A 23,608-nucleotide genomic window follows, 5' to 3' on the forward strand; every position below is an offset into this window, starting at 1 on the left:
GCGGCCCGGAGCCGCTTCTGAGCACAATCCGAGAGCTTCTCAGATCGTGGGGTCTTTCGTCAAAGATGGTTGGCTTGGATCAGGGCCTTAGGCGCCGCGAGTCGCGTTGGTTTCAGCCTTCTTGAGTTCCTTGGCGATCCGCTCCTTAAGCGCCTCCGGCAGCGGGCGATTGGGATAATTGGTGTAGTGGCCAGCCATGGAGTTGATCGCCGTCTGCATGGTAGTGAAAGAGCCCAAGCCGTTCACCGAGCTGCGGGGGCGGTAGCGGGCCACGTAGCCATTGCTCAGGCTGCGAGCTTCGATCTCGGCCTCAGCGCGGGCAGGATCGTCGGCCCCTAGGGCGATGGTGCTCAGCAGGCTGTCGGCCACCGCCACAGTGTCCTCGATGTAATTACCAGAAAGACCGGTATTTGCAGAGCTACAGGCAGTTAGAGCAAGGCTGAGGCAGAGCACTAGGGCTACGGCCAAGCGTGAAAAAAGCTGCTTCAGCCGCTGGCGGAAGGAGGGAAGCACAGCGGCCATGGGAGAAATGCGAATCCCCCCATCCTAGAAGCCGCCTCAGGGGCCCTTTACGCAGGCAGGCCCATGCGCTGGCTTACCAAGCAGGGCAGCAGGGTCTCAAGCAGCTCAATGGCCGGCAGATCGCGCTTGCTGCAGCTGGAGCGCTCCACCAACTCCACCAGACCATCAGCCGCTCCGCGACCCACCACTACCCGCCAGGGAATACCAATCAGATCGGCATCCTTAAACTTCACTCCAGCCCGCTCACTGCGGTCATCCAGCAATACATCTACACCTGCTTCCTGGAGACGCAGATAGAGCTGCTCAGCCAAGCCGCTCTGCTTGGCTTCGGCCCAATTGGCCGCCACCACGATCACTTCGAAGGGCGCAATCGATACGGGCCAGCAGATGCCATTGCCATCGTGATGTTGCTCAACAGCCGCCTGGGCCAACCGGGAGACACCGATGCCGTAACAGCCCATCCACAGGGCTTCTTCCGAGCCAGCCTCATTGGTGAAACGGGCCTCAAGGGCCTCTGAATACTTGCGGCCCAGCTGGAAAATGTGTCCCACCTCAATGCCCCGACTGGCCTGGAGCTGCTGGGAGGGGTCGTGTTGGCAGCGATCACCTGGTTGGGCGGCCCGCAGATCAAGGCTCTCAGGGCAGGGGCAGAGGGAGCCCCAAGCCGCGCCTACTAGGTGGATATCGGTGCTGTTGGCACCACACACAAAGGAACTGAGCTCAGCAGCTGTTCTGTCAGCTAGTCGCAAGAAGTGCTTGCTCCAGTGACTGGAATTGCTCAGCAGCCCATCGGCTAAGTGGGGACCCATAAAGCCAAAGGGCAAGGGCAGCAGCCCTTCGCTGGCCGCGGCCTCCCTAGTAATTGGGGAAATGTCCAATAGCGCTCCATGCTCCGCTGAGCAGCGGGCCGTTACTGCATTGGCCAGCTTGACTTCGTTGAGTTGTTGATCGCCCCGCAGGCTCACCAGCAGGGGCTGGCCGCTTTGATCTTCAAAGCGGGCTAGCAACATCAACACCTTTACGGTCTGACAGGGCTCAATGCCATGGCCGGCGCAGAGATCTTCGATGCTGCTTTGTCCAGGGGTGGCAAAAGGTTCACCCTTACCGCCAGCCCGCGGTCCCCCCGGTAGGGAAATTGGGTCAGCGGCTAACGAAACAGCCCGCTCCTGGTTGGCGGCGTAGGCCCCATCGGAACTGGCCAAAATCAAATCCTCACCTGCCTCAGCCGTAACCATGAATTCCTGGCTGGCCGAGCCACCAATCGCACCGCTGTCTGCCTCCACCGCGACAGCTCGCAAACCACAACGGGCAAAGATGCGTCTGTAGGCGCCATCCATAGCGGCGTAGGTTTGCCGCAAGGACTCCTCATTGGCATGGAAGGAGTAAGCATCTTTCATGATGAATTCGCGACCACGCATTAAGCCGAAGCGGGGACGAATCTCATCGCGAAATTTGCTCTGTATCTGATATAAATTGACGGGCAACTGCCTGTAAGAACGCAACAGATCGGTGGCCAGATATGTGATCACCTCCTCATGGGTAGGCCCCAGCCCCAACTCACGCCCCTGGCGATCCTCCAGGTGGAACATGATTCCCTCCCCTGCGGTGTAGCCGGCCCAACGGCCGCTGCGCTGCCACAACTCCGCCGGCTGAAGTTGGGGCAACAGGGTTTCGAGGGCTCCGGTGCCGTCCATCTCCTCACGCACCACCCGGGAAACCTTCTGGAGCACCCGCCACATCAAGGGGAGATAGGCGTAGATGCCCGAGGCAACCCGGCGGATGTAGCCGGCGCGAAGCAGCAGCTTGTGAGAGGGAATCTCAGCCTCCGACGGATCGTCGCGGAGCGTCACCAGCATCAGGCGGGAGACGCGCATGGCAGGAGCTTTCGATGAGGGCGGAACCTATCACCGACACCCTGCCAGGGGAGCCGGTATGGGGGTGACCACCGCTGCTGATTACCTGCAAAACCCCTGCTATGGTCTCGATCTGATCCCGTTAGTCCAAAAGCCGTCTCATGCCACCCCAGCCCAGTTCTGCAAATGGATTGGGGGCAATCGGGCTACCTGCTGGACTTGTTGTCCAGGCCGAACCCGCAGATGCTGGATCCGCCGAGATCGCTGAAGGCCTAATCGGTATTGATGAGGTCCAAAGGGCTCTCAACCGTTCTCGGGCGTCTGTATACCGCTATACAAATACTGATCCCCGCAACCTCAATCCGCCTTTCAACCCGCGCAAGTTGAATCCGGAATACCGCAGCGATCAAAAGGATCCGCTGATGTTCCACCCCAACGAGGTGGCCCGTTTTGCCCGCGACGTGCTGCGGATCAAGGAAGTAACGGTTGAGGTACTCAACTCACCCTCCACTGCCACCCAACAATTGTTGGGTTCGATCCTCGAAGAACTGCGATCCATCCGATTGCGCTTAGACCATCTCGATGGTCGCCCTACAGACCTGAGTGCCCGCCGTGATCAACACGATCAAGGCTCCCGCCCTGCCGCCTAAAATATTTGCCTTACTAGTTGACCGGTCTTGCAAGTTGCACGGTTCAGTCTTGCTAGTTGCACGAGTCAATAATTGTTCAATCCCCAATTTCTGAGCCACAGTGCCAGAATTGAAGAAGTCCCTTTGATTTTCTGAGTGGAATCGGTGCCTTATGCGCCCTTTCCCATTGCTATGGATTCAGTTCCCCGAGATTCCCAACCCTCTTCCATCCCCTATCTAGCCGAAGCGACCGCGCCAGAACGCGATCTTGATGAGCAGGGTGAAGATCCATTCAGTACGGGCCCCCAAGCCCTTTCAGGCCTGCTGGGAAGCCTGATCGCCCTGGCCACGGCGGTGGTGCCGCTAGCCATGGTTGTCGCTGGAAGACCCTTCAGCTATTCGGCCCCGAGCTTCGAGGGCTCAGGGGCGGCGCTGCAGCAGAAAGCCCTCATAGCCGAGAGCCTGAAAAATCCTGGCCGGATCTCCAAAGCCAGCCGCGTTGACGAGAGCCGTTAGCCGCGCTTCCCCAATCGGGTGGAGGCCTTGGGTAAGAGGAGCGAGATCGTGAGGATCAGCGTTGAGGCCACTAGCCCGTTGGAAACCCATCCAGGCTGCCTCCACCTGGCTTTGCAGGGTTGATCGCTCCGGCGCCATCAAATCAACCAGCACGAGTTGGCCACCAGGCTCAAGGCTGCGGGCAAGGGCCGTAAGGAATGCAAGCTTGCTGCCATCGTCTGGCAAGGACTGCAAAACCAGCACGGAAAGGGCGCCAGCAAAACATCCGTCGGCGTTGAGGTCCTCGACCGTGGTTTGACGCCAGCTGATCGACTCGACACCCAGTCGCTGTTGGGAAGCGGCGAGCATCTCAGCGGAGGGATCGATTGCGGTGAGCTGCCAGTCCGGGCGCTGGGCCCTTGCCTCCACCAGCTCTGCTCCGGTGCCGCAGCCCGCCACCAACACAGCTGCACCAGAGCTGCTGGCCCGGGGCGAGGCAGCGAGCAAAGCAACCGCCAGGCGAGCCAGGCTGGCGTATCCCGGAATCAGCTGCTGGACTATCAGGTCATAACCAAGAGGCAGGTCATAACCAAGAGGCAGGTCGTAACCGAGGGGCGTTGACACAACTCGCTCGCGAAGGTTCCGATGCTAGGCATTGGGACGGGCGTGACCTAAGTTGGGCGGCGCCCATTCCCCCAGCCCGACCGTGCCCACCATCCGTTTTGAACAGGAAGGCCAGACGGTCGGTTGCATCGAAGGTGCCAACCTCCGCAAGGCAGCCCTGGATGCGGGCATCAACCCTTACAAAGGGCTCAACAACGTCAACAACTGCGGTGGCATAGGCCAGTGCGGCACCTGCGTTATGGAGGTGATCGAGGGCATGCAAAACCTTTCCCCCCGCAGCGATGTCGAGGAGGTTTACCTCTCTGATCGCCCAGCCAATTTCCGCCTCAGCTGCCGCACCAGCGTCAACGGCGACGTCACCGTGCGCACCAAACCGACCAACGCCGTTGGCCAGGGTTCAAATAGCCTGGTGGGCGCCCTCAAGTCCCTAATCGGCATCAAATAAGCGGCCGGTACCCCAATCCGTAGCTCCGGATGAAGCTTTATAGCTATCCCCGTTGCAGTACCTGCCGCAAGGCAATCGCCTGGCTGACAGCCCGTCACCTAGCTGCCGAAACGCTGGACATCACCGAGCAGCCGCCCAGCCTCGCCGAACTTGAGCAGGCCTTGGCCCAGCTTGGCAGGCAGCGCCTGTTCAATACCAGCGGGCAGAGCTACCGGGCCTTGGGAGCCGCTGCGGTCCAGGCCATGGACGATCAGGCGGCTCTAGCAGCGCTGGCCGCGGACGGCAAATTGATAAAGCGGCCTTTTCTGGTCGCAAACGACGGACGCATCCTCACCGGCTTCAAGGAGCCGGAGTGGCTGGATCTTCTTGGCTAGCGGGGCCAGGGGCGGTCATCAACTGGTCGAGCTCCTGGATCAGGGCTTCGATTCCGGCCCTGTTGATCTGGCTGAGATAGGTGCCCTTGGCACCGTCTATCAAGGTGCACAGCAGCTCCTGGGAGCGCTCCAGGGCCGAGCCGCTCTCGAGTGCCGCGGCCAGCTCCTCCCAGAACCTGTCGATGAACCGCTGCAGCAAATCGAGCTGAACGTCATCGCGGCGGGAAAGCTGGTTGCCAGTGCTGCGGGAAAGCTCAAGGAGGCTGTCGACCATGCCGCTAGCTAGTTGGCGACTGATGCCGGTCTCGACCTGGAGCAGCGGTTGCAACTGGCGTAGCGGTGCTGGCACCACGGTGCGCTCGAGGCTCTGACGCAGGCTGTATCCCAGCAAACCCTGCAGCTCCGGCGCAAGCTTCGGTGCCACCCGGCTCAGCAGCAGCGGCGCCCAGATCCTCACCAGCTCCACCAGCGCCCGCTCGTCGCTGCTGCTGGCCACGCTCTGATGGCTGCGCAGGGCTCGCAACCGCTGGGGCCAGCGCCGAGAACGAATCAAACCCTGGGTACCATCGAGGATCTGCAGCGACAGCACTTCAAACAGCTCCACCGCCAGTAGCGCCACCACCCCCCGGCTCACCACGGCCCGCAGCGGCTCAAAATTGACCAAGCCGGAGGTCTGCAGGCGCTCAAGCACCGGTACCAGCCGCAGCCAGCGCCAGAAGGGCAGCAGCAGGGGCAGGTCGCTCCAACGGCGCAACAGGGCATCACCCCAGCTGAGGCCCGGTAGCCGGCGCCGCAGCCGGATCAGCCGCAACAAGATGTCTAAAACAAAGACGCTCTGAAACAGCAGCAGGTCGATGCGCCAGAAGTGGTCTGTGGGTCGGCCGTTTTCATCGATCGATCGCCAGTAGTTGGTGGCCACCAGCGGCAGCACCTGGTCGTTCCAGAAGCGCCGCTCCTGGCTCCAGCCGCTGGTCCGTATCCGCTCTGGATTCAGCAACAGGCTGGAGGCCTGTCGAGCGGAATCCCGGTCTGCCCGCTGCCGCAAGCGATTTTTGATTTTCTCCAGGGTTCCCGAGGCCTCAGAAGCGAGAAATGGATTGCTATCGATCAGCTGGGCCGTGAGTTGGGCCTGACGATTCAGCAGGAGCACCTGGCGGGGCTGCGGTGCCTGGCCGGCCGGCAGGGTTAGCAGGGCCGCATCGAGTTGGCGAAATTGCTCCAGGTAGGCCTGGGTCTCCCGGTGGGGCTCAATCCCCTTGATCGGATCCACCAGGGGGGTGACATCCGGGATCACGGTGAGGGGCACCACTAGGGGCACCGAGGGGATCGGGTAGAGGTTGCGCTGCAGCCAGAAGGTGCGCAGCGGCACGTAGGTGATGTCGAACGCCACCCACAGCAGGTTGACGCTGGCCCACACCGCCACAAAGCGGTCCCAACCCAGCATCCAGCGGCCTACAGGCTCAGCCGCTGCCGACTTGGTGCGATCTTGCCAGCGAGGGGACGCCATGGGCTTTGGCGGGGTGGTTGTTGTGCCTAATCTGCCCTGTCTGGTTCGGTGAACCTGTACAAAGGAGATATGCTGTCTTGAGCCCTTCCAACAATCCAGAGAGTGGTCAGGTTGTCAATGAGGAGGGCGGCAGTCCCAGCCCCTCCCTGATCCAGCCCGAACAGGCACCCCAAGAGAGCCCCTGGGCCTTCTGGCGCAGCGTCCTGATCACCTTGGCTGTGGCTCTAGGTATTCGCCAGTTTCTGGTGGAAGCCCGCTACATCCCCTCGGGTTCGATGCTGCCAGGGCTGCAGCTTCAGGACCGCCTACTTGTGGAAAAGCTGAGCTATCGCCAGCGCTCGCCGCGGCGCGGTGAGATTGTCGTATTCCATTCGCCCCACCGCTTTGACCCGGTGCTGGCAGCTGGATCAAGCTCCAATCCCCTGCGTTGCCTGCTGGTGAATCTGCCGCTCCTGGGCAGCCTGCCCGGGGTTGCCAACCCTGCCTGCGACGCCTACATCAAGAGAGTTGTAGCCCTGCCCGGTGAGAGGGTTGTGGTGGATCCAAGGGGACACGTATTCATCGATGGCCAGCGGCTGGCCGAGCCCTACGTTCAAGGCGATTGCCCCGTAGATAGCCAGGGCATGGGTCCATGCCGAACCTTGAATGCCGTCGTTCCAGCTGGCCACGTGCTCACCCTGGGCGACAATCGGGCCAATAGCTGGGATGGCCGCTTCTGGCCTGGGGGAGCGTTCCTGCCCGAAAGCGAAATCATCGGTCGGGCCTTCTGGCGCTTTTACCCCTTCAACCAAACCGGTGCCCTTGGAGTCACAAGCTCCAGTGATCTGCCGGCTGCAGGCCAGTAGCCCGCACAGCTCCGCATACCGACTGGCCCAAGCGAGGCTGGTTGGCTGCCATCGACAAGGATTCACCCCGCTCCCAGCTCCAGGGGTGCTGGGGGTCAAACAGCAGCCAGCGGCGAGTTCCCTGGCTTAATTGCTCGGGGGGCAGTCCCAGCAACTCGGAGCCTCCCCAGCTCAGGGCCTGCCAGAGCAGCTCCACGCTCCAGCCGCGGCCCTCCACCAGCTCTTGCCACAAGAGCGGCAACACAAGCCCATGGCGGGCGCCATGGCCGGCCACTCCGGCCCGCCGTTGATCCAGGGGGAGCAGCTGCTCTTCCGCATCAAGCGGCAGATGGTGCACGGCCACGGCGGTAAGCAGTCGCTGCTCTAGGCCAGCGAGCAAGCCCAGGCGATCAGCGGGAGTTCCCAAACTGGGCCGCAGCCGCCAGCCCTCCTCGGTGGGGTGGAGATTGCCGCTATCAGCTAGTAGGTGCCACCAGCTGACGCTGGCCAGGGGCCGAGTGGGCGCCTGGGCCAATAGATCCACCCCAGCGGCTGTGGATAGGTTCATCAGCCGCATAGCCACAGGCGAACGAGCCTGAGCAAGGCTGAGCAGGCTCTGCAGCGGCAGGGTTTCGCTGAGCTCCGGATCAAGGGGCCAGCCCGCCCTCAGAGCATCAACCCCCTCGCGCACGAAGCCACCGCAGCTAAGGCCGGCATCGCGCGGGGCCACCAGCACGGGCCGGCTGCCCATCTCCCCCAGCAGCAGGCCCCGCTCCAGCAAAGCCAACGGTGGCTGCTGTTCAGCGCAGGCCAAACCAATGGCACCGGCAGCGATTTGATCGGCATGGGGGGCCAGCTCCTGATCGGCACCATCCAGGCTGAAACTGCCCCACAGCAGTAATTGCATCGGCTCAGCCCACCCCAGGCCAAGCCGCTCCGGTCGATCGCGCCAGGGAGTAGCCCAGGGCAGCAGGGCCACGGTGCCGTAGCCGCCAGCAGCAGCGGCGGCCGCCAAGCTGGCCAGATCTTCCGCTCGCCCGCCGCAAGGTTGCTCCAGCACGCTGTGGGGGTCAACCAGCACTGGGGCCAGTAGCCAGGAACGGGCGTCGGTGGGGCTGAGGCCAAGGGCCTGGGCCCGCTGGCTAGCGCCTTCGCCCCAGAGGAGCAGCTCGCCACCGCTATCGATCAGGGCATCTGAGCTAGTGATCGGCTGACCAGGACCGGTGAGTAGCTGAACCTGGTGAAGCCAGAGGGGGAGCGTCAAAACTCAGAGAGCACCGGCGGCGGTGCGATCCAACACGCCTCCAAGATGCGAGGTGAGGTTCATGGCGGCTACCACAGGACGGCCAGCTGGACCCTCGGGGTAATCAATCACCGTGACACCGCCATTGCCCTGCTTGATGGCCCAGATGTCGGCGGGTTGCAGGCCCAGCAGCCCGCACAGGATGGTCTTGTTGACCGCGTCGTGGGCCACCACAAGGGCCGTTTCATCGGTGCGGAGGCTGGCAGCTATGCGAGCCCAGGTCATTAAAGAGCGGTCCCAAACCTCCTGGAGAGTCTCCCCCTCAGGCATCTGAACTGTGTGTGGTGCCCGCTTCCAATCGGCCAGCAGCTCGGGCCAACCTGCGGCGATCTCCTGCTCCAAGCGGCCCTCCCAGAGGCCGTGGCCGATCTCCACCAGGCCAGTGCTGCTGGTGAGGGGCACACCAGGATGGCTAGAGAGGATTGCCTCGGCGGTCTGGCGCGGCCTGGCCATGCAGCTGGTGTAAGCGCGATCGATGCTCACCGGGGCGAGAAAGTTGCCAGCGGCCTCGGCCTGGGAGCGTCCGTTGGCATTGAGGGGAATGTCGATCTGGCCCTGAAAGCGACCCTCTCGGTTCCAGTCGGTTTCGCCGTGACGCACCAACAGCAGTCGGGCGCCTGAAGCTTTAGGGGGCAGGGGCTCACCAAGGTGGGCCACCCCATTGAGCGACTCCACCTGGACGCCGCCCTTGCTGACATTGAGCACAGAGATGGAACAGTTATCGACCCGCAGCCGGCGGAAGCCGCTGAGGGGCAGCTCCAGCAGGGCTAGTAATAGGCAACGCAAGATGGCGTTATGGGCCACCACGAGCACGGTCTGGGGAGGGGCCTGATCGTCAGCTAGCGCGGCGGCATGGCGATCAAACAGCAAATGGCGGAACTGCTGGGCCTGGGCCATCAGCTCCGGCAAAGGCAGGTAAGAGCTGCCATCAGGGCGCTGCAGCTCAAGCAACTCAGGGGCCTGGCGCCATTGTTGCTCCTGCTCGGGGTAGCGCTCCCGCAACTCCTCTCGCAGCAGACCGCTCCAGGGGGCCAGATCAATTTCCAGCAGCCCTTCCGCCTGTTCGGCAACCAGGTCCTGGCCCTGCTCGGCTAGGAGCAGACGGGCGGTTTCAGCGGCCCGCCGCAAAGGGGAGCAGTAGGCAGCGGCGCAGGTCAAATCACGCAGGGCCGCTCCTGTGGCACAGGCCTGGCTTTGGCCAGTTGCCGTCAGGCTCGACAGGTCGTCGCGGCCCTGGATCCGATGCTCCACATTGAAGCTGCTCAGCCCATGGCGCACCAGCACAATCCGAAGGGGCACGGGCTCGTCGCTGCTTAGATCCCATCGTATGGGAGGGGTGCGGTCCAGAATCCCGAAACCGGTGCGCCCTGGAGGGCCTGCGTTTGAACGCCAGTCCCCCCCCGCAACCCCGCCAGAACGCTGGATGGACCACTGGACTTGCCCTGCTGAGCCTGGTGCTCAGTGGCCTGCTTTGGATCACTGGCCTGGTGGACAGCCTGCAACGCCCATCTGTGGGCAATTCCCTGGAGCTGCGCCAACTGGAGCTGACCGCCCTGGCAGCACCAGCACTGCCGGCTGGCCTGCGCCAAGCCCTCACCGGCGCCAACCCCCTCGAGGCCCTGCGCCTTGATCTGCAGAAACAGTTGGATGGCAATCCCGTGCCGCCAGCACCGCAGCAAGAGCTGCAACTAGCCCTACTGGAGCTTCAGGCCGGCCAGGGAAGTGCGGCACGCCAGCGGTTGCAAGAGCTAAACCAGCAGGTGCCACCTGAGCAGCGCCTGCTGCTCAAGGCCTTGGTCGAACCAGCATCCAGAGCCGCCAGCCGCGACCCAGAGCAAGCGGTACAGGACCAACTACTTAAGGGCTGGGGCCTGTCTCCCCTAAGCAGCCAACTGGTGTGCCAAGCCCTAAGCGATCCCCAAGTTGCTTGTGGAGATCGCGCCGCCCAGCAGGTAGCAGTGCTGCGCCTCCTCGGAACCGCCGTGGTGCCGGTGCTGCTGCTGCTGCTGGGCTCAGCCCTGCTGCTGCGCGAGCTGTGGCTGCGCTGGCGCGGCAAGGCAGCCCCGCCCGCCCCCCTGGTAGGGCCACCCCTCACCCTGGCGGAGGTGACCCTGCTGATCGCTGGCGGGTTCGTGGTGCTGGGCGAGCTGGTGATGCCCCTTGTGCTGGCGCCGCTGCTGCAGGGGCTGCTCAAACCGTTGTCCAGCCAGCCGGCACTGCAACAGGGATTGCTGGTGTTGGGTCTCTATAGCGGCCTGATGGCAGCGCCACTTGTTTTGTTGTGGAGCCAGCTGCGACCCCATGGACCCGGGCCCCAGGGGGGCTGGTTGCAGTGGCACTGGCGGCCGCTGGCCAGTGCGCTTAGCCGAGCTTTGCTGCAGGTGTTGCTGGTGTTGCCGCTGGTAGCCCTGGTGGGATGGCTGCTGGAGCGTTTGGTAGGCGATCCCGGTGGCAGCAATCCCCTGCTTGAGCTCGTGCTCAACAGCGCCAATCCCCTTGCCCTGCTTTGTTTCGCCATCACTGCCCTGGTGCTGGCACCCCTATTTGAAGAAACCCTTTTCCGGGGGGTGCTGCTGCCTGTGCTGGCCCAGCGCTGGGGGGGGCCTGTTGCAGTGGTGGTGAGCGCCCTGCTTTTCGGTATCGCCCACCTCAGCCTGGGAGAACTGCCACCTTTGTTCGTGTTGGGGCTAGGGCTGGGCTGGCTCCGGCTGCAGAGCGGACGGCTCGGGCCCAGTGTGCTTATGCACAGCCTCTGGAATGGCCTCACCTTTGCCAATTTGTTGTTACTTGCTGGCTAAGCGTCTGCCAGCTATTGCTGCCTGGCGCCAAGAATGGTTCAATCGCGCAGTGCATTGCCCTTTCCCTTGGTTGCCTCCCTTTCGCCCCGGCAGGCTCCAGAGAGCAGCGTGACTGCAGGGGCTAAATCAAGTCGCAAGCTGCAGCAACGCACGCTCAAGCTGATCCAGGGTTCTCTCTCAGCCCGCAAACTTGAACGCCGGGCACCTTGGATATCCAACCTGCACCGGGCTACCGATGGCACCCTGGCTGGTCTGGGAATCTGCATGCTTGCCCTCAGTGCCCTAACCCTGCACTGGCAAAACCAATGGGGTGTGAGCTACCAGCAGATGGAGTCGTCCCAAGTGCTGGAGCACAAGCTGCAGGAATCAGCCGCCCTGCTGGAGCAGCACCACCTCGGTGCCGTGAAGCGTCCCGGCTGGCTGGTACCCACCAGCAGCGAAAAACTCATTTACCTGCCGGCTCCGAGCGTGGCCTCAGGTGCATCTGGCTTGCCACTGCTGAGCAGCCTGCCCCTGCGCCAGATCCGGACGGGCTATTGATGGCAATAATTCAATGAACAGCAGCCGTCAGCGTGGTCCGGTTCGGGCTCCTCGCAGCTCCCAGCAACGGGTGGTAGCCATCCAACCAGTGCCCGCTGGACGCCTGCTCGCTGTTTACGGCTTGCTGTGTGCCGGCTTAGTTGGCCTGGCGGGTCGGCTGGCCTGGCTCCAGGTGGTGGATGCCACCAACCTGCAGACCCGGGCCCATGCCATCCAGACCCAAACCACCAAGCCCATCGGCAAGCGACGCACGATCGTCGATCGCAATGGGCGTCTAGTGGCTCTCGATGAGCAGCGCTTCACCCTCTGGGCCCATCCCCGTTATTTCAACTTCCCAGGCGACGACCCCCAGAAGATCCGCACGGCAGATGAGGTGGCCGGCAAGCTGGCTGCCGTTCTCGCCCAGCCCAAGCCAGCACTACTGCAAACCATGGCCGGCCGGCCTAGCGGCGTGAAGCTGCGCACCGACCTCGACCCCGAAACTGCAGAACGGGTAAGGCAACTGGGCATTAGTGGTCTCGATCTGGAGGCCTATCCACACCGCATCTATCCCCAGGGCTCCCTCTTCGCCAACGTGGTGGGCTTTCTCAACCTGGAACGCGTTCCCCAGGCTGGCCTGGAGCAAAGCCGCGACAGTGATCTCAAGCGCCAGGAGACTGCCCTGCAGATGCGCCGCGGCGCTGATGGCACCCCCTTACCAGCGGGCCTAACGGCCGGCTCCCTCTACGGCGACGACCTGCGCCTACAGCTAACCCTTGACGCCCGTTTGCAACAGGTAGCCCTTCAGGCCCTGGCAAAGCAGGTGAAGAAATGGAATGCCAAGCGCGGAGCGGCATTGGTAATGGATGTGCGCAATGGCGAAATGCTGGCGCTGGCTTCCACACCCACTTACGACCCCAATAAGTTCTGGGCTTTCAATCCAGGGCTGTTCCGCGAATGGTCTGTGCAAGACCTCTATGAACCGGGCTCCACCTTCAAGCCGATCAACCTGGCGGTGGCCTTGCAGGAAAAAGCCATTGAGGCAAATGGCCGCGTTGCCGACACCGGCCAACTCAGCATCGGCGGCTGGCCAATCTTCAACCACGACAAACGGGCTAACGGCTTAATCGATTTCCCTACCGTTTTGCAGGTGTCGAGCAACGTAGGCATGGTGAAGGCCATGGCCCAGGTGAAGCGCGATCGCTTCTGGCATTGGCTGCGCACTATGGGGATTGACGAAACCCCCGATACCGACCTGCCTGGGGCGGTGGCCGGCGAGCTTAAGACGCGCAAGGAGTTCACCGGCCATGCGATCGAACCTGCTGTTGCCGCCTTTGGCCAGGGGTTTTCCCTCACCCCGCTGAAGTTGCTGCAACTGCACGCCATGCTTGCCAACGGCGGCCGTCTGGTGAGTCCGCACATCACCCGCGGACTGCGCTCCGGTGATGCCCTAGCCAGCGCACCCGGAGGCAGTGGTCTCCAGTTGCTTGATCCAGGCGTCACCCGCACGGTGATGGCCTGGATGGAATCGGTGGTGGACAACAGCAGCGGCCTGGGTATGAAGATTCCCGGTTACCGCATCGGCGGCAAGACCGGCACCGCCCAGAAGGCTGAACGTGGCGTCTACATCCCAGGGGCCCTGATCACCAGCTTTGTGGGCCATCTGCCCATCGACGATCCCCGCTATGTGGTGCTGGTGGTGGTGGATGAGCCCAAGGGAGGCAATACCTTCGGTTCCACAGTGGCTGCGCCAGTAGCTCGCCAGATCATCGATGCCCTGCTGGTGCTGGAGCGGATCCCCCCTTCCCACCCAAAGGAGCTGCAGAAAGCAGTCGCTAAGCCCCGCGCCTGAGCGCCTGTGGCCGTTCCCTGAAGGAAGGGCATCGCCGCTGGGATAACCCGAAAACACTGGCTAGCGTGATTGCACACCGGGTCGATGCCCCGCCATCAGCCCCCCTCTTCCAGCCAATGGCCAACCTGCTCGATCAACTCGCCGCCATGACCGTGGTGGTGGCCGACACCGGTGACATCGACGCGATCAAGCAGTTCACGCCCCGCGACGCGACCACCAACCCCTCGCTGATCCTGGCGGCAGCCCAGATCCCCACCTACCAGAATCTGATCGATCTCTCCTTGCAGGAGTCGCGCCAGGTGATGGGTGCCGATGCCGGCTCCGATGCGGTGGTTCGCGAAGCCCTCGATGAAATCTGCATCACCTTCGGCAAGGAGATCCTCAAGATCGTGCCGGGGCGTGTTTCCACTGAAGTTGACGCCCGCCTCAGTTTCGACACCGAGGCAACGATCACCAAGGCCCGCAAACTCATAGGCCTTTACAACCAAGCCGGCATCAGCAACGACCGCGTACTTATCAAGGTGGCCTCCACCTGGGAAGGTATCTGCGCAGCTGAACAACTGGAACGGGAAGGTATCCACTGCAACCTCACACTCCTCTTCGGGTTTGCCCAGGCCGTCGCCTGCGCGGAGGCCGGCGTCACCCTGATCTCTCCATTCGTGGGGAGGATCCTCGATTGGTACAAAAAGAGCAGCGGCCGTGACGGCTATCCAGGTCCAGAAGATCCCGGTGTGATCTCCGTAACCCAAATCTTCAACTACTTCAAGACCTACGACTACAAAACGGAGGTGATGGGGGCCAGCTTCCGCAACATTGAAGAGATCATTGAACTGGCCGGTTGCGACCTTCTGACGATTTCGCCGGCGCTGCTTGATCAGCTGCGCCACACCGATGGCGAGCTAGAGCGCAAGCTCAACTCCTTCGACCCCGGCCCCACCGACGCTCAGATCCACCTCGACGAAGATAGTTTCCGTCAGATGCTGGCCGCCGATCCAATGGCCACCGAGAAACTCGATGAGGGCATCCGTGGTTTCTGCAAGGCCATCGAAACCCTCGAGGCCCAGCTAGCCCACCGCCTTGCCGAACTGGAAGGCGCTGCTGCCCTTGTGGGGACCGGCTTGACCCAGGCTTAACCGAGGCAGGCCACACTGGCCATTAAGTACAGAATATTGGCCTAGTGAACGCCCTCGACACCATGCGCGCCTTGGCCAGCAACGGTGAGGTTGTCAAGCTTGAGCCCGGAGAGCTGATTTTTAGCTCTGGAGATGCCGGCGACTGCATGTTTGGCCTACTTGAAGGATCGGTCCAGCTCAGCTGGAACGGCGACCAAGGCCACGAACAGATCAACGCCGGCGATGTATTCGGGGCAGGCGCACTGGTGACGAGTGATCACCGCCGCTATGGCAATGCCAAGGCCCTAACCGACTGCAAGGTGCTGGTGATGAACCGGGAAAAGTTTTTGTTTGCCGTGCAGGAATCGCCGATGTTTGCGATTGAGCTGCTGGGATCAATCGACCAGCGGCTGCGCCAACTCAAGGACTGCACCAAGATCTGAGCCGACCTTCAATTGCGCTGAAACAGCAGTCGCCGGATCACACGCTGGGCGATATCGCCATATCCCATCTCGCCGGAAAGGATCTGGGCGATCCGCTGGGGAGCCGTAGGCCGCTTTATGCCGAGTTGATAGCCAACCCGCGGCACCCGGTAGAACACCTGGGCGATGCGCTTGCCCCAGGCCATCGAGGCGCCCCACCCAGCCCGCATGCGATTGGTGTAGCCCACCAGGGCCTGACTATCACCGGCTAGCCAGGGAATCAGAGCTTCGGCGGCCCGGCAGCCGCTGATCAGGGCAGGCCGTAGCCCCTCGGCCAGGAAGGGGTCGCAGAGGGAGGCGGCATCGCCCACCACCACCAAACCGGCATTGGCACCCTGGCCATGCAAGGGGTGGTGGCCATCCCAGATGCGTAGTCGGCCAGGCTGGCGAACGCCTGCATGCGGCGGCAGGCCGAGGCTGGGCAGCAGCTGGCTGAGCACCGCCTCGGCATTAGCGGGGTCTCGGCCAATGAAGGTGCCCACGCCAATGCTGTAGCCACCCTTGCGGGGGAAGGTCCAGCAAAAACCGTGGCGCACCAGGCCAAATTCAAAGCGGGCGGTGCTCGGGTCTCTCACCTCGCAATCCACCTCCACCGACACTGTTTCGGCGTAGCGTGGCTGGCTTGGACCAAGGCCATGGCGAGCCGCCAACAGGGAGCCTGAACCATCGGCGATGACCACGGCCCGGGCCTTTAGCTGCAGCGCTTTCCCCTCCTGCCCGCGGGCCTGAAGCTGCCAGCAATCGCCTGCCCGCTGCAGGTTTTCCACCGCTACCCCAGTTAGGAAAGTAGCTCCAGCGGTCTGGGCCTGCTCCACCAAATAAGCATCGAGCACGGAGCGGCGCACGATCCAGAAGGGCGAATCACCGGGCAGGACCGCCGTAACCGGGTCGCCCAGGCACCAGGTGAAGCGCACCTGGTCAATCACCGAATCAACGGCAGGGCTGAGATCGAAGGGAAATAGCCCCTGCATCGAGGCCGCCATGCCACCGCCGCAGGGCTTGGATCGGGGGAAGCTGGCTCGCTCTAGCAGCAGCACCTCTAAACCGCCAGCGGCTAGGTGGAAGGCAGCAGCAGCTCCAGCCGCACCAGCGCCGACCACCGCCACATCAGCCACGCCAGCCGGCGAGCTGGTCACACCTTGAGGATGTCAGCTTCCTTAGTAACCAGAAGCTTCTCAAGCTCAGCGATGAATTTATCGGTGAGCTTCTGCACCTTCTCCTGTTCGTCGCGGCTCTGATCTTCGGAGAGATCGCCGTCTTTTTCCTGCTTCTTTACCCTGTCGATGGCGTCACGGCGCACGTTGCGCAGGGCAACCTTGCCCTCCTCGGCGTATTTGGCAGCCAGCTTGCAGAAATCCTTACGGCGCTCTTCAGTGAGGGGTGGGATGTTGATCCTGATCACCTTGCCGTCGTTGTTGCAGGTGAGACCCAGTTCACTCATGGAGATGGCCTTTTCGATCAGGCCCATCGAACCGCCATCAAAGGGCTGGATCTGAATCGTCTGGGAATCGGGGGTGGAGATGGTGGCGAGGGATTTCAGCGGCGTTTCAGCGCCGTAATACTCCACGGAAATCTTGTCGAGCAGGGAGGGGTTGGCTCGACCGGTACGGATGGTGTTGAAGGTGCGTTGGGTCGATTCCAACGACTTGCGCATGCTGGCTTCCAAATCCATGGCTGGCGTCAGGGGTGAATACGGGTACCAATCGGGTCTCCGGCCACGGCTCGGCCGATGTTGCCGGGGCCGAACAGGTCAAACACCACGATTGGGATGGAGTTGTCCTTGCAGAGGGCAATGGCTGTGCCGTCCATCACCTCCAGCTCGGAGCTGAGCACCTCCAGGAAGGAGAGACTCTCGAAGCGCACCGCATCGGCGTGCTTATTGGGGTCTTTGTTGTAGACCCCATCCACTTTGGTGGCCTTGAACACCACATCGGCGCCGATTTCAGCAGCCCGTAGGGCGGCGGTGGTGTCGGTGGTGAAAAAGGGATTGCCGGTGCCAGCAGCGAAGATCACCACCCGGCCCTTTTCCATGTGGCGGATCGCCTTACGGCGGATGTAGGGCTCGGCCACCTCCTGCATCGAGATGGCGCTCTGCACCCGGGTTGGCACACCGGCCCGCTCCAGGCCGTCCTGAAGGGTGATGGCATTCATCACCGTGGCCAGCATGCCGACGTAGTCCGCGGTGGCCCGATCCATGCCAGCGGCCGATCCCTTCAGGCCGCGGAAGATGTTGCCCCCGCCCACCACGATCGCCAACTGGGTGCCACCGGCAACGCAGGCAGCCACATCGGAAGCAATCGACTGCACGATCTCAGGATCGATGCCATAGCCCTGCTCACCCATCAGCGCTTCGCCGCTGAGCTTGAGGAGAACGCGCTTGAAGCCCATTGATACCCCTGATCTGCCGGAGCCTAGCAACGGCCTTGCGAATTAACCTGCCGCCGCGGCCAGGTTCAGAACTCAATTCCCCGTTGAGCCTTGACCCCTTGCTCCCTGAAGGGGTGGCGCACCAGCTTCATTTCGGTTACCAGGTCGGCCCGCTCCAGCAGCTGCGGCGGCGCGCCCCTGCCCGTCAGGGCAACGTGAGTGAGCTCTGGCCGCAGGTCCAGTCCGGCAAGCACCTGTTCAATCCCCAGGTAACCCAGCTTGAGGGCGACGTTTACCTCGTCGAGCACCACCAGCTTGCGACTGGCATCCGCGAGGTAGACCAACGACTGCTCCCAGGCCTGCTGCACCAGCTGCCGATCACGATCCCGGTCTTGGGTTTCCCAGGTGAAGCCTTCGCCCAGGGCGTGCCAGTGCAGTGCCTCCCCAAACAGCTCCAGGGCTTTTGCCTCCCCGGGCTGCCAGCCCCCTTTGATGAACTGCACCACCGCCACCTGGTCGCCATGACCCAGGGTGCGCAGCGCCAGGCCAAGGGCCGCCGTGGTTTTGCCCTTGCCATCGCCGGTGAACACCAGCACCAGGCCCTTTTCCAAGTTGCGCTCACCAACCCGTTGTTGCTGCACCTCCTTGCGACGGGCCATGCGGCGGCGATAGCCGTCCTGATCTGCTTCTGGCGCCAGATCACCGCCGGGACCCAGCTCCGCCGCTGCCGCATCAAGGCTTGAGGCTTGGTCGCTGGAGTGCTGATTCATGGGGTTAGCAAAGCGGTGACACCACTGTGGCGGTGACGGGCTAAGGCCGCATCCACCGCCTGCTGCTGGTCTCGCCGGGTGATCCAGTGGTGATAGGTGCGGGTATGAATAGCCACCGAGTGGCCCATCATCCGGGCCGCGACCGTGTCCGGCAGGCCGATATGAATGGTTCGCACCGCCCAGGCATGGCGCAGGTCGTAGGGGGTGATCGGCAACTCGTAGCGGCGAAACTGCTCAGCTACCCGGCGGCCCACCTGCTGCAGGGTCGTCTGGCGCAGGTCGGTTGCCACCTCTGGCAGGGGCGGCTGGGAACCCCCCAGCTGCTCCAAGCCGAAATGCTCCACCCAATCGGGCTGGAACGGCCACACCTGATGTTCACCGGTCTTGGAGGTGGGCAGCACCCGAATCACCCGGTCACCACCTGGGGCAAGGGCCGAAAGATCACAGAAGAACACCTCGTGATTGCGCAAGCCGTAGGTGGCCATCAAGCCGTAAGCCAGGCGCCAGGCAGGATTGGGGATCTGCTCGGCCCACAACAAAATCTGAGGATCACCCGGAAGCCGCCGGAACTGGGCCGCATGTAGGCCATAACCAGCAGCCCTCTCACTCCAGTTATCGGGCAGGTCGAGCTCAAAGTGGCGAGCCAGGGCGGCCAGGGCGGTGCCGCACTGCTGGCGGCTGCGACTGCTGGCGGCGTAGCTCTCTAGCGCCATTTCGAGTAGGGGCAGACCCAAGGGCAGGTCGCGCTCGGCCGCAACGGCCGCCAGGCGCCTCAGGTAGGGCAGGTAGGCGCTGCTCCAGGTGGTGCGACAACCGGCAGGGTTGCGGCGGCGGCGGGGATCGGCAAAAAATGCTGCCTCAAAAGCTGCCAACCCCAGCAAATCGTCCGCGGCGGGCTGAGTAGCTGCCGGCAACCATGAAGTTGAGGGTGAAGGTGAAGGTGGCTGAGCTTGTTGAACCCCCCAGGCACTCCATGCGAAGCGCCCTTGCTGCAGCTGACGCAACACCTCTTTAAGCCGCTCCCTAGCCAGCTCAAGACCAGCAGTATCGGCAGGCAGCCCGAGGCTGATGCGCTGCACAGGGTGGCGGCCCGAGCCCCGGCGACAGGGAAGGGGTCCGCGCAGCCCCAACCTTTGGCCGCGCAGCTCTATGCGCAAGGAGACTCCCGCTTGGGCTAGGGCTTGGTTTGCCTGGGCGAGACCGATCTGCAAGTTGGCCAAGGCTTCAGTGGAGACTGCTGAGCTGGCATCTGCCCTAGCCAGATCCACCTCCACCGCTGCTTTTGCCATGGGCCCAGCACAGAGGCTGACGTTGCAGCACACAACTTGACGTTATCGATCCTGCGCCTTGGTCGCTAGGGGAGGAGCGGCAGCGTTACGCTCTGATCCTCTGAGCCGCGTGGAACGAGAGCATGGCCAAAGTTGGCGTGCTGCTGCTGAACCTCGGTGGACCCGAGCGTATCCAGGACGTTGGCCCGTTTCTTTACAACCTGTTTTCCGATCCGGAAATCATTCGGTTGCCCAATCCAGCCCTACAAAAACCGTTGGCCTGGTTGATTAGTACCCTGCGGGCTGGTAAGTCCCAGGAGGCGTACCGCTCCATCGGTGGTGGTTCGCCGCTGCGGCGTATCACCGAGCAACAGGCCCGCGAACTGCAGAGCGAACTGCGCACTCGCGGCATCGAAGCCACCAGCTATGTGGCGATGCGCTACTGGCATCCCTTCACCGAGTCGGCTGTGGCCGACATCAAGGCCGACGGGGTTGAGGAGGTGGTGGTGCTGCCCCTCTATCCCCACTTTTCGATCAGCACCAGCGGTTCGAGTTTCCGCGAGCTGCAACGGTTGCGCCAGGCCGACAGTGGCTTTTCCCTGCTGCCGATCCGCTGCATTCGCAGCTACTACGACGACCCCGGCTACGTGGGTGCCATGGCTGGCTTGGTTGCCCGCGAAATCCAGGCTTGCCCCGAGCCCTCAAAAGCCCATGTGTTTTTTAGTGCCCATGGGGTGCCTAAGAGCTATGTGGAGGAGGCGGGCGACCCCTACCAAAAAGAGATCGAAGCCTGCGCCCAGCTGATCATGGAGCGACTTGATAGTGATCTGGGCTTCGCCAATCCCTTCACGCTCGCCTACCAGAGCCGGGTAGGTCCGGTGGAGTGGCTTAGGCCTTACACAGATGATGCCCTGCAGGATCTCGGCGCCGCTGGCATCAAAGATTTGGTGGTTGTGCCGATCAGTTTCGTCAGCGAGCACATTGAAACCCTCGAGGAGATCGATATCGAATACCGGGAGATAGCTACCGAGGCAGGCATCATCAATTTCCGGCGTGTGCCAGCCCTAGACACCACCCCGGCCTTCATCAACGGCTTGGCCGATCTGGTGCAGCAGGCCATGGCTGGGCCCGAGGTGAACCTCGACCAAGCCGCCGAATTGCCCAGCAAGGTGAAGCTCTACCCCCAGGACAAATGGGCCTGGGGTTGGAACAACAGCTCTGAAGTTTGGAATGGGCGCTTGGCGATGGTGGGATTTTCCGCTTTCCTGCTGGAGCTACTCAGTGGAAAGGGACCCCTGCATGTGCTGGGCCTGCTCTGAGCGCCCTCTAATGCAGAGCCGTCTAATGCAGGCCGGACTTACCGCGGCGGCGGTCTTGTTCAGCGGCAGCGCCTGCCTGCTGCTGTCCAGCTCTGCGGGGCTGGCCCAGAGTCGCTGGCAGATGGGAGTTTTCCCCGTCACCAGCTTCCTGGCTTACACCAGCCATTTCGGTACCCGCACCGGCCCCTGGGGTCGGGTAGAGCCCCATTACGGCCTTGATATCGCGGCGCCCATGGGATCGCCGATCCGCAACTGGTGGGCTGGCTCAGTGCAGGACGTGATCAACGACGGAGGCTGCGGCTTGGGGCTGGTGATTCGTTCGGGCGATTACGAGCACATCTACTGCCATTTGTCCGGCCGGGTTTCTGGCGGCACCTACAGCAGTGGTCAGGTGCTGCTGCGCCAGGGCCAGGGCGTACGCACGGGGCAACTAATCGGCCATGTGGGCATGAGCGGCCGCACTACTGGTCCACACCTGCATTGGGGCATGCGCCATGGCGGCCGCTGGCTAGACCCAGCCCAGATCCTGCGAGCTATGGCAGCCGGCAGGCGCCAGCAACCGGGGCGGGCAACGGCCCCGAAAGCGCCGCCGGCAACTAGGGTTGCCGTAATCCGTTAACCGCCAAGTTGATTGGCCTTCAGCAGCCGTGACGCTGACGCCCCTCGCCTCTGCGGCCCAGTCCGCTACCGCCACAACCAGTGGTGATGACACTGCTTCTGAAGCTTTTGCTCCTCAGCGAGTAAACGGCGGCTATGCCCTTATGGACGCCCTGCATCGCCATGGGGTGCGCCACATCTTTGGCTATCCCGGCGGCGCGATCCTGCCCATCTATGACGAACTGCACAAGGCAGAGTCCCGTGGCTGGTTGAAGCACATCCTGGTGCGCCATGAGCAGGGCGGCACCCATGCGGCCGATGCCTACGCGCGAGCCACCGGCGAAGTTGGCGTCTGCTTTGGAACTTCGGGGCCTGGCGCCACCAACCTGGTCACCGGCATCGCCACCGCCCAGATGGACTCGGTGCCGATGGTGGTGATCACCGGGCAGGTGCCGCGGGCCTCGATTGGCACCGACGCCTTCCAGGAAACCGACATCTTCGGCATAACCCTGCCGATCGTGAAGCACTCCTGGGTGGTGCGCGATCCCCGCGATATCGGCAGGATCGTGGCTGAAGCCTTTTTGATTGCAGCCAGTGGCAGGCCCGGCCCTGTGCTGATTGACGTGCCCAAGGACGTCGGTCTGGAGGAATTTGACTACACGCCGGTGGCTCCGGGCTCGGCGATCCCAGCTGGATTCAAGTTGCCACCCAGCCCCGACCCCGAGGCCGTTGCCGCGGCTCTGGCCTTGATCCGCCAAGCCCGTCGCCCCCTGCTCTACGTCGGTGGCGGAGCCATCAGCAGCGGGGCCCATGGCGCCGTGAAACAGCTGGCCGAACGCTTCCGCCTGCCTGTCACCACCACCTTGATGGGTAAGGGAGCCTTCGATGAGAAGCACCCTCAATCTGTGGGCATGCTCGGCATGCACGGCACCGCCTATGCCAATTTCGCAGTCACAGAGTGCGATCTGCTGATTGCCACCGGTGCCCGTTTCGATGACCGGGTCACAGGCCGGCTGGATGGCTTTGCGCCCCGGGCCCAGGTGATCCACATCGATATCGACGCGGCTGAGATGGGCAAAACTCGCCTACCCGATGTGGCCTTGGTGGCCGATGTCCAGGCCGCGCTAGCAGCCCTTCTGGCTGCCTCAGCCCAGGACAGCTCGGAGGGCCGCACCGAGGCCTGGTTGCAGCGCATCGACAGCTGGAAGCAGAACTATCCCCTGGTGGTGCCCGATCCGGAGGGAGACATCGCCCCCCAGGAAGTGATTGTCGCCCTGAGGGAGCTGGCACCGGATGCCTTTTACACCACAGATGTGGGCCAACACCAAATGTGGGCAGCCCAATTTCTACACAATGGCCCCCGGCGCTGGATCAGCTCGGCGGGCCTTGGCACGATGGGTTTCGGCATGCCCGCAGCCATGGGCGTGCAGACCGCCTTCCCCGATGAGCAGGTGATCTGTGTTGCCGGCGACGCCAGCATCCTGATGAACATTCAGGAACTGGGCACTCTCAGCCAATACAACCTGCCGGTGAAGGTGGTGGTAATTAACAACGGCTGGCAGGGCATGGTGCGCCAGTGGCAGGAGAGCTTCTACGGAGAGCGCTATTCGGCCTCGGAAATGACCAATGGCATGCCGAATTTCGCAGCTCTAGCGGAATCCTTCGGCGTTCGGGGCGTGCGCATCGATGAACGGGCCAACCTGCGCCAGCAACTGCAGGAGGCCCTTGACCATCCCGGTCCTGCCTTCATCGATGTCAAGGTGCGCCGCAACGAGAACTGCTATCCGATGGTTCCCCCCGGCGCCAGCAACGCCCAGATGGTGGGGCTGCCATCCCATCCGGAGCTTGCTATCGACACGAGCCGCCATTGCCACTCCTGCGGTAGCACCACCGAAAGTGCCCACCTGTTCTGCCCCAGCTGCGGCGCCAAGCTTTGAGATGGCTCGCC

The 23,608-nt window shown here is 62.8% G+C and carries 22 protein-coding genes and 1 pseudogene; 12 read left to right on the forward strand and 11 right to left on the reverse strand.

Annotated elements, in window-relative coordinates; translation table 11 throughout:
• Nucleotides 1–87: 87 nt before the first annotated feature.
• Nucleotides 88–522 carry a photosystem II protein Psb27 gene (psb27, locus tag KBY85_RS07665; RefSeq protein WP_106502435.1) on the reverse strand — a complete coding sequence of 145 codons (435 nt, stop codon included), beginning with the start codon at nucleotides 520–522 and terminating at the stop codon, nucleotides 88–90.
• Between the two features lie 47 nt (nucleotides 523–569).
• A complete protein-coding gene (locus tag KBY85_RS07670) occupies nucleotides 570–2,396 on the reverse strand; it encodes a proline--tRNA ligase (RefSeq protein ID WP_254960936.1) in 1,827 nt (608 codons plus the stop codon).
• 140 nt (nucleotides 2,397–2,536) lie between these two features.
• Between KBY85_RS07670 and KBY85_RS07675 the strand changes: the two genes are divergently transcribed.
• A complete protein-coding gene (locus KBY85_RS07675; protein WP_241518203.1) occupies nucleotides 2,537–3,025 on the forward strand; it encodes a hypothetical protein in 489 nt (162 codons plus the stop codon).
• 399 nt (nucleotides 3,026–3,424) lie between these two features.
• On the opposite strand, the gene KBY85_RS07680 is transcribed toward KBY85_RS07675, so the two are convergent.
• A complete protein-coding gene (locus KBY85_RS07680) occupies nucleotides 3,425–4,123 on the reverse strand; it encodes a class I SAM-dependent methyltransferase (RefSeq protein ID WP_254960937.1) in 699 nt (232 codons plus the stop codon).
• 82 nt (nucleotides 4,124–4,205) lie between these two features.
• Here KBY85_RS07680 and KBY85_RS07685 point away from each other — a divergent pair, with 82 nt between their 5' ends.
• Nucleotides 4,206–4,568, forward strand: a complete 363-nt coding sequence (locus tag KBY85_RS07685; RefSeq protein ID WP_106502554.1) for a 2Fe-2S iron-sulfur cluster-binding protein — start codon at nucleotides 4,206–4,208, stop codon at nucleotides 4,566–4,568.
• Nucleotides 4,569–4,597: 29 nt separating this feature from the next.
• Nucleotides 4,598–4,942: a Spx/MgsR family RNA polymerase-binding regulatory protein gene (locus KBY85_RS07690; RefSeq protein ID WP_254960938.1), complete on the forward strand. Its 345-nt coding sequence runs from the start codon at nucleotides 4,598–4,600 to the stop codon at nucleotides 4,940–4,942.
• Here KBY85_RS07690 and KBY85_RS07695 read toward each other — a convergent pair.
• Nucleotides 4,908–6,449, reverse strand: coding sequence for a hypothetical protein (locus KBY85_RS07695; protein ID WP_254960939.1), 1,542 nt, complete (start codon nucleotides 6,447–6,449; stop codon nucleotides 4,908–4,910). The two genes, KBY85_RS07690 and KBY85_RS07695, sit on opposite strands and share 35 nt — an antisense overlap.
• 77 nt (nucleotides 6,450–6,526) lie before the next feature.
• Here KBY85_RS07695 and lepB point away from each other — a divergent pair, with 77 nt between their 5' ends.
• Complete coding sequence (gene lepB, locus KBY85_RS07700; protein WP_396121828.1) at nucleotides 6,527–7,294, forward strand: signal peptidase I; 768 nt, start codon at nucleotides 6,527–6,529, stop codon at nucleotides 7,292–7,294.
• Here the strand turns inward: lepB and KBY85_RS07705 are convergent.
• Both KBY85_RS07705 and KBY85_RS07710 read right to left on the reverse strand, forming a co-directional pair.
• Entirely contained in the window at nucleotides 7,257–8,537 is a 1,281-nt protein-coding gene (locus KBY85_RS07705; RefSeq protein ID WP_254960940.1) for a dihydroorotase, read from the reverse strand. The genes lepB and KBY85_RS07705 overlap by 38 nt on opposite strands.
• A 3-nt stretch (nucleotides 8,538–8,540) precedes the next feature.
• Entirely contained in the window at nucleotides 8,541–9,875 is a 1,335-nt protein-coding gene (locus KBY85_RS07710; protein WP_254960941.1) for a histidine phosphatase family protein, read from the reverse strand.
• A gap of 83 nt (nucleotides 9,876–9,958) precedes the next feature.
• Here KBY85_RS07710 and KBY85_RS07715 point away from each other — a divergent pair, with 83 nt between their 5' ends.
• The 5 genes and pseudogenes from KBY85_RS07715 to KBY85_RS07735 all read left to right on the forward strand — a co-directional run bounded on the left by KBY85_RS07715 (nucleotide 9,959) and on the right by KBY85_RS07735 (nucleotide 15,300).
• Nucleotides 9,959–11,374: a CPBP family intramembrane glutamic endopeptidase gene (locus KBY85_RS07715; RefSeq protein WP_254960942.1), complete on the forward strand. Its 1,416-nt coding sequence runs from the start codon at nucleotides 9,959–9,961 to the stop codon at nucleotides 11,372–11,374.
• A gap of 66 nt (nucleotides 11,375–11,440) precedes the next feature.
• Nucleotides 11,441–11,914: a hypothetical protein gene (locus tag KBY85_RS07720; RefSeq protein WP_254960943.1), complete on the forward strand. Its 474-nt coding sequence runs from the start codon at nucleotides 11,441–11,443 to the stop codon at nucleotides 11,912–11,914.
• A gap of 13 nt (nucleotides 11,915–11,927) precedes the next feature.
• A complete protein-coding gene (locus tag KBY85_RS07725) occupies nucleotides 11,928–13,745 on the forward strand; it encodes a penicillin-binding protein 2 (RefSeq protein WP_254960944.1) in 1,818 nt (605 codons plus the stop codon).
• 116 nt (nucleotides 13,746–13,861) lie between these two features.
• Nucleotides 13,862–14,848: pseudogene (locus KBY85_RS07730) on the forward strand (transaldolase); the annotation flags it as partial.
• A 74-nt stretch (nucleotides 14,849–14,922) separates the two neighbouring features.
• Nucleotides 14,923–15,300, forward strand: a complete 378-nt coding sequence (locus tag KBY85_RS07735) for a Crp/Fnr family transcriptional regulator (protein ID WP_254960945.1) — start codon at nucleotides 14,923–14,925, stop codon at nucleotides 15,298–15,300.
• An 8-nt stretch (nucleotides 15,301–15,308) separates the two neighbouring features.
• Here the strand turns inward: KBY85_RS07735 and KBY85_RS07740 are convergent, their stop codons facing one another.
• The 5 genes from KBY85_RS07740 to KBY85_RS07760 all read right to left on the reverse strand — a co-directional run bounded on the left by KBY85_RS07740 (nucleotide 15,309) and on the right by KBY85_RS07760 (nucleotide 19,765).
• Nucleotides 15,309–16,475, reverse strand: a complete 1,167-nt coding sequence (locus KBY85_RS07740) for an NAD(P)/FAD-dependent oxidoreductase (protein WP_254960946.1) — start codon at nucleotides 16,473–16,475, stop codon at nucleotides 15,309–15,311.
• Complete coding sequence (gene frr / locus KBY85_RS07745) at nucleotides 16,472–17,011, reverse strand: ribosome recycling factor (protein ID WP_254960947.1); 540 nt, start codon at nucleotides 17,009–17,011, stop codon at nucleotides 16,472–16,474. The genes KBY85_RS07740 and frr overlap by 4 nt, the downstream gene beginning before the upstream one ends.
• Before the next feature lie 8 nt (nucleotides 17,012–17,019).
• On the reverse strand, nucleotides 17,020–17,727 hold the full coding sequence (gene pyrH / locus KBY85_RS07750) for a UMP kinase (RefSeq protein ID WP_106502448.1): 708 nt from the start codon (nucleotides 17,725–17,727) through the stop codon (nucleotides 17,020–17,022).
• Nucleotides 17,728–17,792: 65 nt separating this feature from the next.
• Nucleotides 17,793–18,476 carry a cob(I)yrinic acid a,c-diamide adenosyltransferase gene (gene cobO, locus KBY85_RS07755; RefSeq protein WP_254941151.1) on the reverse strand — a complete coding sequence of 228 codons (684 nt, stop codon included), beginning with the start codon at nucleotides 18,474–18,476 and terminating at the stop codon, nucleotides 17,793–17,795.
• Nucleotides 18,473–19,765 (reverse strand): site-specific integrase, encoded by a 1,293-nt coding sequence (locus KBY85_RS07760; protein ID WP_254960948.1) that lies wholly within the window; start codon nucleotides 19,763–19,765, stop codon nucleotides 18,473–18,475. The genes cobO and KBY85_RS07760 overlap by 4 nt, the downstream gene beginning before the upstream one ends.
• Nucleotides 19,766–19,887: 122 nt before the next feature.
• Here KBY85_RS07760 and hemH point away from each other — a divergent pair, with 122 nt between their 5' ends.
• The 3 genes from hemH to ilvB all read left to right on the forward strand — a co-directional run bounded on the left by hemH (nucleotide 19,888) and on the right by ilvB (nucleotide 23,597).
• Entirely contained in the window at nucleotides 19,888–21,063 is a 1,176-nt protein-coding gene (gene hemH, locus KBY85_RS07765) for a ferrochelatase (protein WP_254930964.1), read from the forward strand.
• A gap of 10 nt (nucleotides 21,064–21,073) precedes the next feature.
• Nucleotides 21,074–21,682, forward strand: coding sequence for a M23 family metallopeptidase (locus tag KBY85_RS07770; protein ID WP_254960949.1), 609 nt, complete (start codon nucleotides 21,074–21,076; stop codon nucleotides 21,680–21,682).
• Nucleotides 21,683–21,824: 142 nt separating this feature from the next.
• On the forward strand, nucleotides 21,825–23,597 hold the full coding sequence (gene ilvB, locus KBY85_RS07775) for a biosynthetic-type acetolactate synthase large subunit (protein ID WP_396121829.1): 1,773 nt from the start codon (nucleotides 21,825–21,827) through the stop codon (nucleotides 23,595–23,597).
• The last annotated feature ends 11 nt before the right edge of the window (nucleotides 23,598–23,608 follow it).

Origin of the sequence: Cyanobium sp. BA5m-10, assembly GCF_024346255.1 — a bacterium.
Lineage (GTDB): Bacteria > Cyanobacteriota > Cyanobacteriia > PCC-6307 > Cyanobiaceae > Cyanobium_A > Cyanobium_A usitatum.

Coding starts and splice junctions, on each gene's coding strand:
- psb27 (WP_106502435.1), bottom strand. CDS start 522: ATGGCCGCTGTGCTTCCCTCCTTCCGCCAGCGGCTGAAGCAGCTTTTT.
- KBY85_RS07670 (WP_254960936.1), bottom strand. CDS start 2,396: ATGCGCGTCTCCCGCCTGATGCTGGTGACGCTCCGCGACGATCCGTCG.
- KBY85_RS07675 (WP_241518203.1), top strand. CDS start 2,537: ATGCCACCCCAGCCCAGTTCTGCAAATGGATTGGGGGCAATCGGGCTA.
- KBY85_RS07690 (WP_254960938.1), top strand. CDS start 4,598: ATGAAGCTTTATAGCTATCCCCGTTGCAGTACCTGCCGCAAGGCAATC.
- KBY85_RS07695 (WP_254960939.1), bottom strand. CDS start 6,449: ATGGCGTCCCCTCGCTGGCAAGATCGCACCAAGTCGGCAGCGGCTGAG.
- KBY85_RS07725 (WP_254960944.1), top strand. CDS start 11,928: ATGAACAGCAGCCGTCAGCGTGGTCCGGTTCGGGCTCCTCGCAGCTCC.
- frr (WP_254960947.1), bottom strand. CDS start 17,011: ATGGATTTGGAAGCCAGCATGCGCAAGTCGTTGGAATCGACCCAACGC.
- pyrH (WP_106502448.1), bottom strand. CDS start 17,727: ATGGGCTTCAAGCGCGTTCTCCTCAAGCTCAGCGGCGAAGCGCTGATG.
- cobO (WP_254941151.1), bottom strand. CDS start 18,476: ATGAATCAGCACTCCAGCGACCAAGCCTCAAGCCTTGATGCGGCAGCG.
- KBY85_RS07760 (WP_254960948.1), bottom strand. CDS start 19,765: ATGGCAAAAGCAGCGGTGGAGGTGGATCTGGCTAGGGCAGATGCCAGC.
- hemH (WP_254930964.1), top strand. CDS start 19,888: ATGGCCAAAGTTGGCGTGCTGCTGCTGAACCTCGGTGGACCCGAGCGT.
- KBY85_RS07770 (WP_254960949.1), top strand. CDS start 21,074: ATGCAGAGCCGTCTAATGCAGGCCGGACTTACCGCGGCGGCGGTCTTG.
- ilvB (WP_396121829.1), top strand. CDS start 21,825: ATGGACGCCCTGCATCGCCATGGGGTGCGCCACATCTTTGGCTATCCC.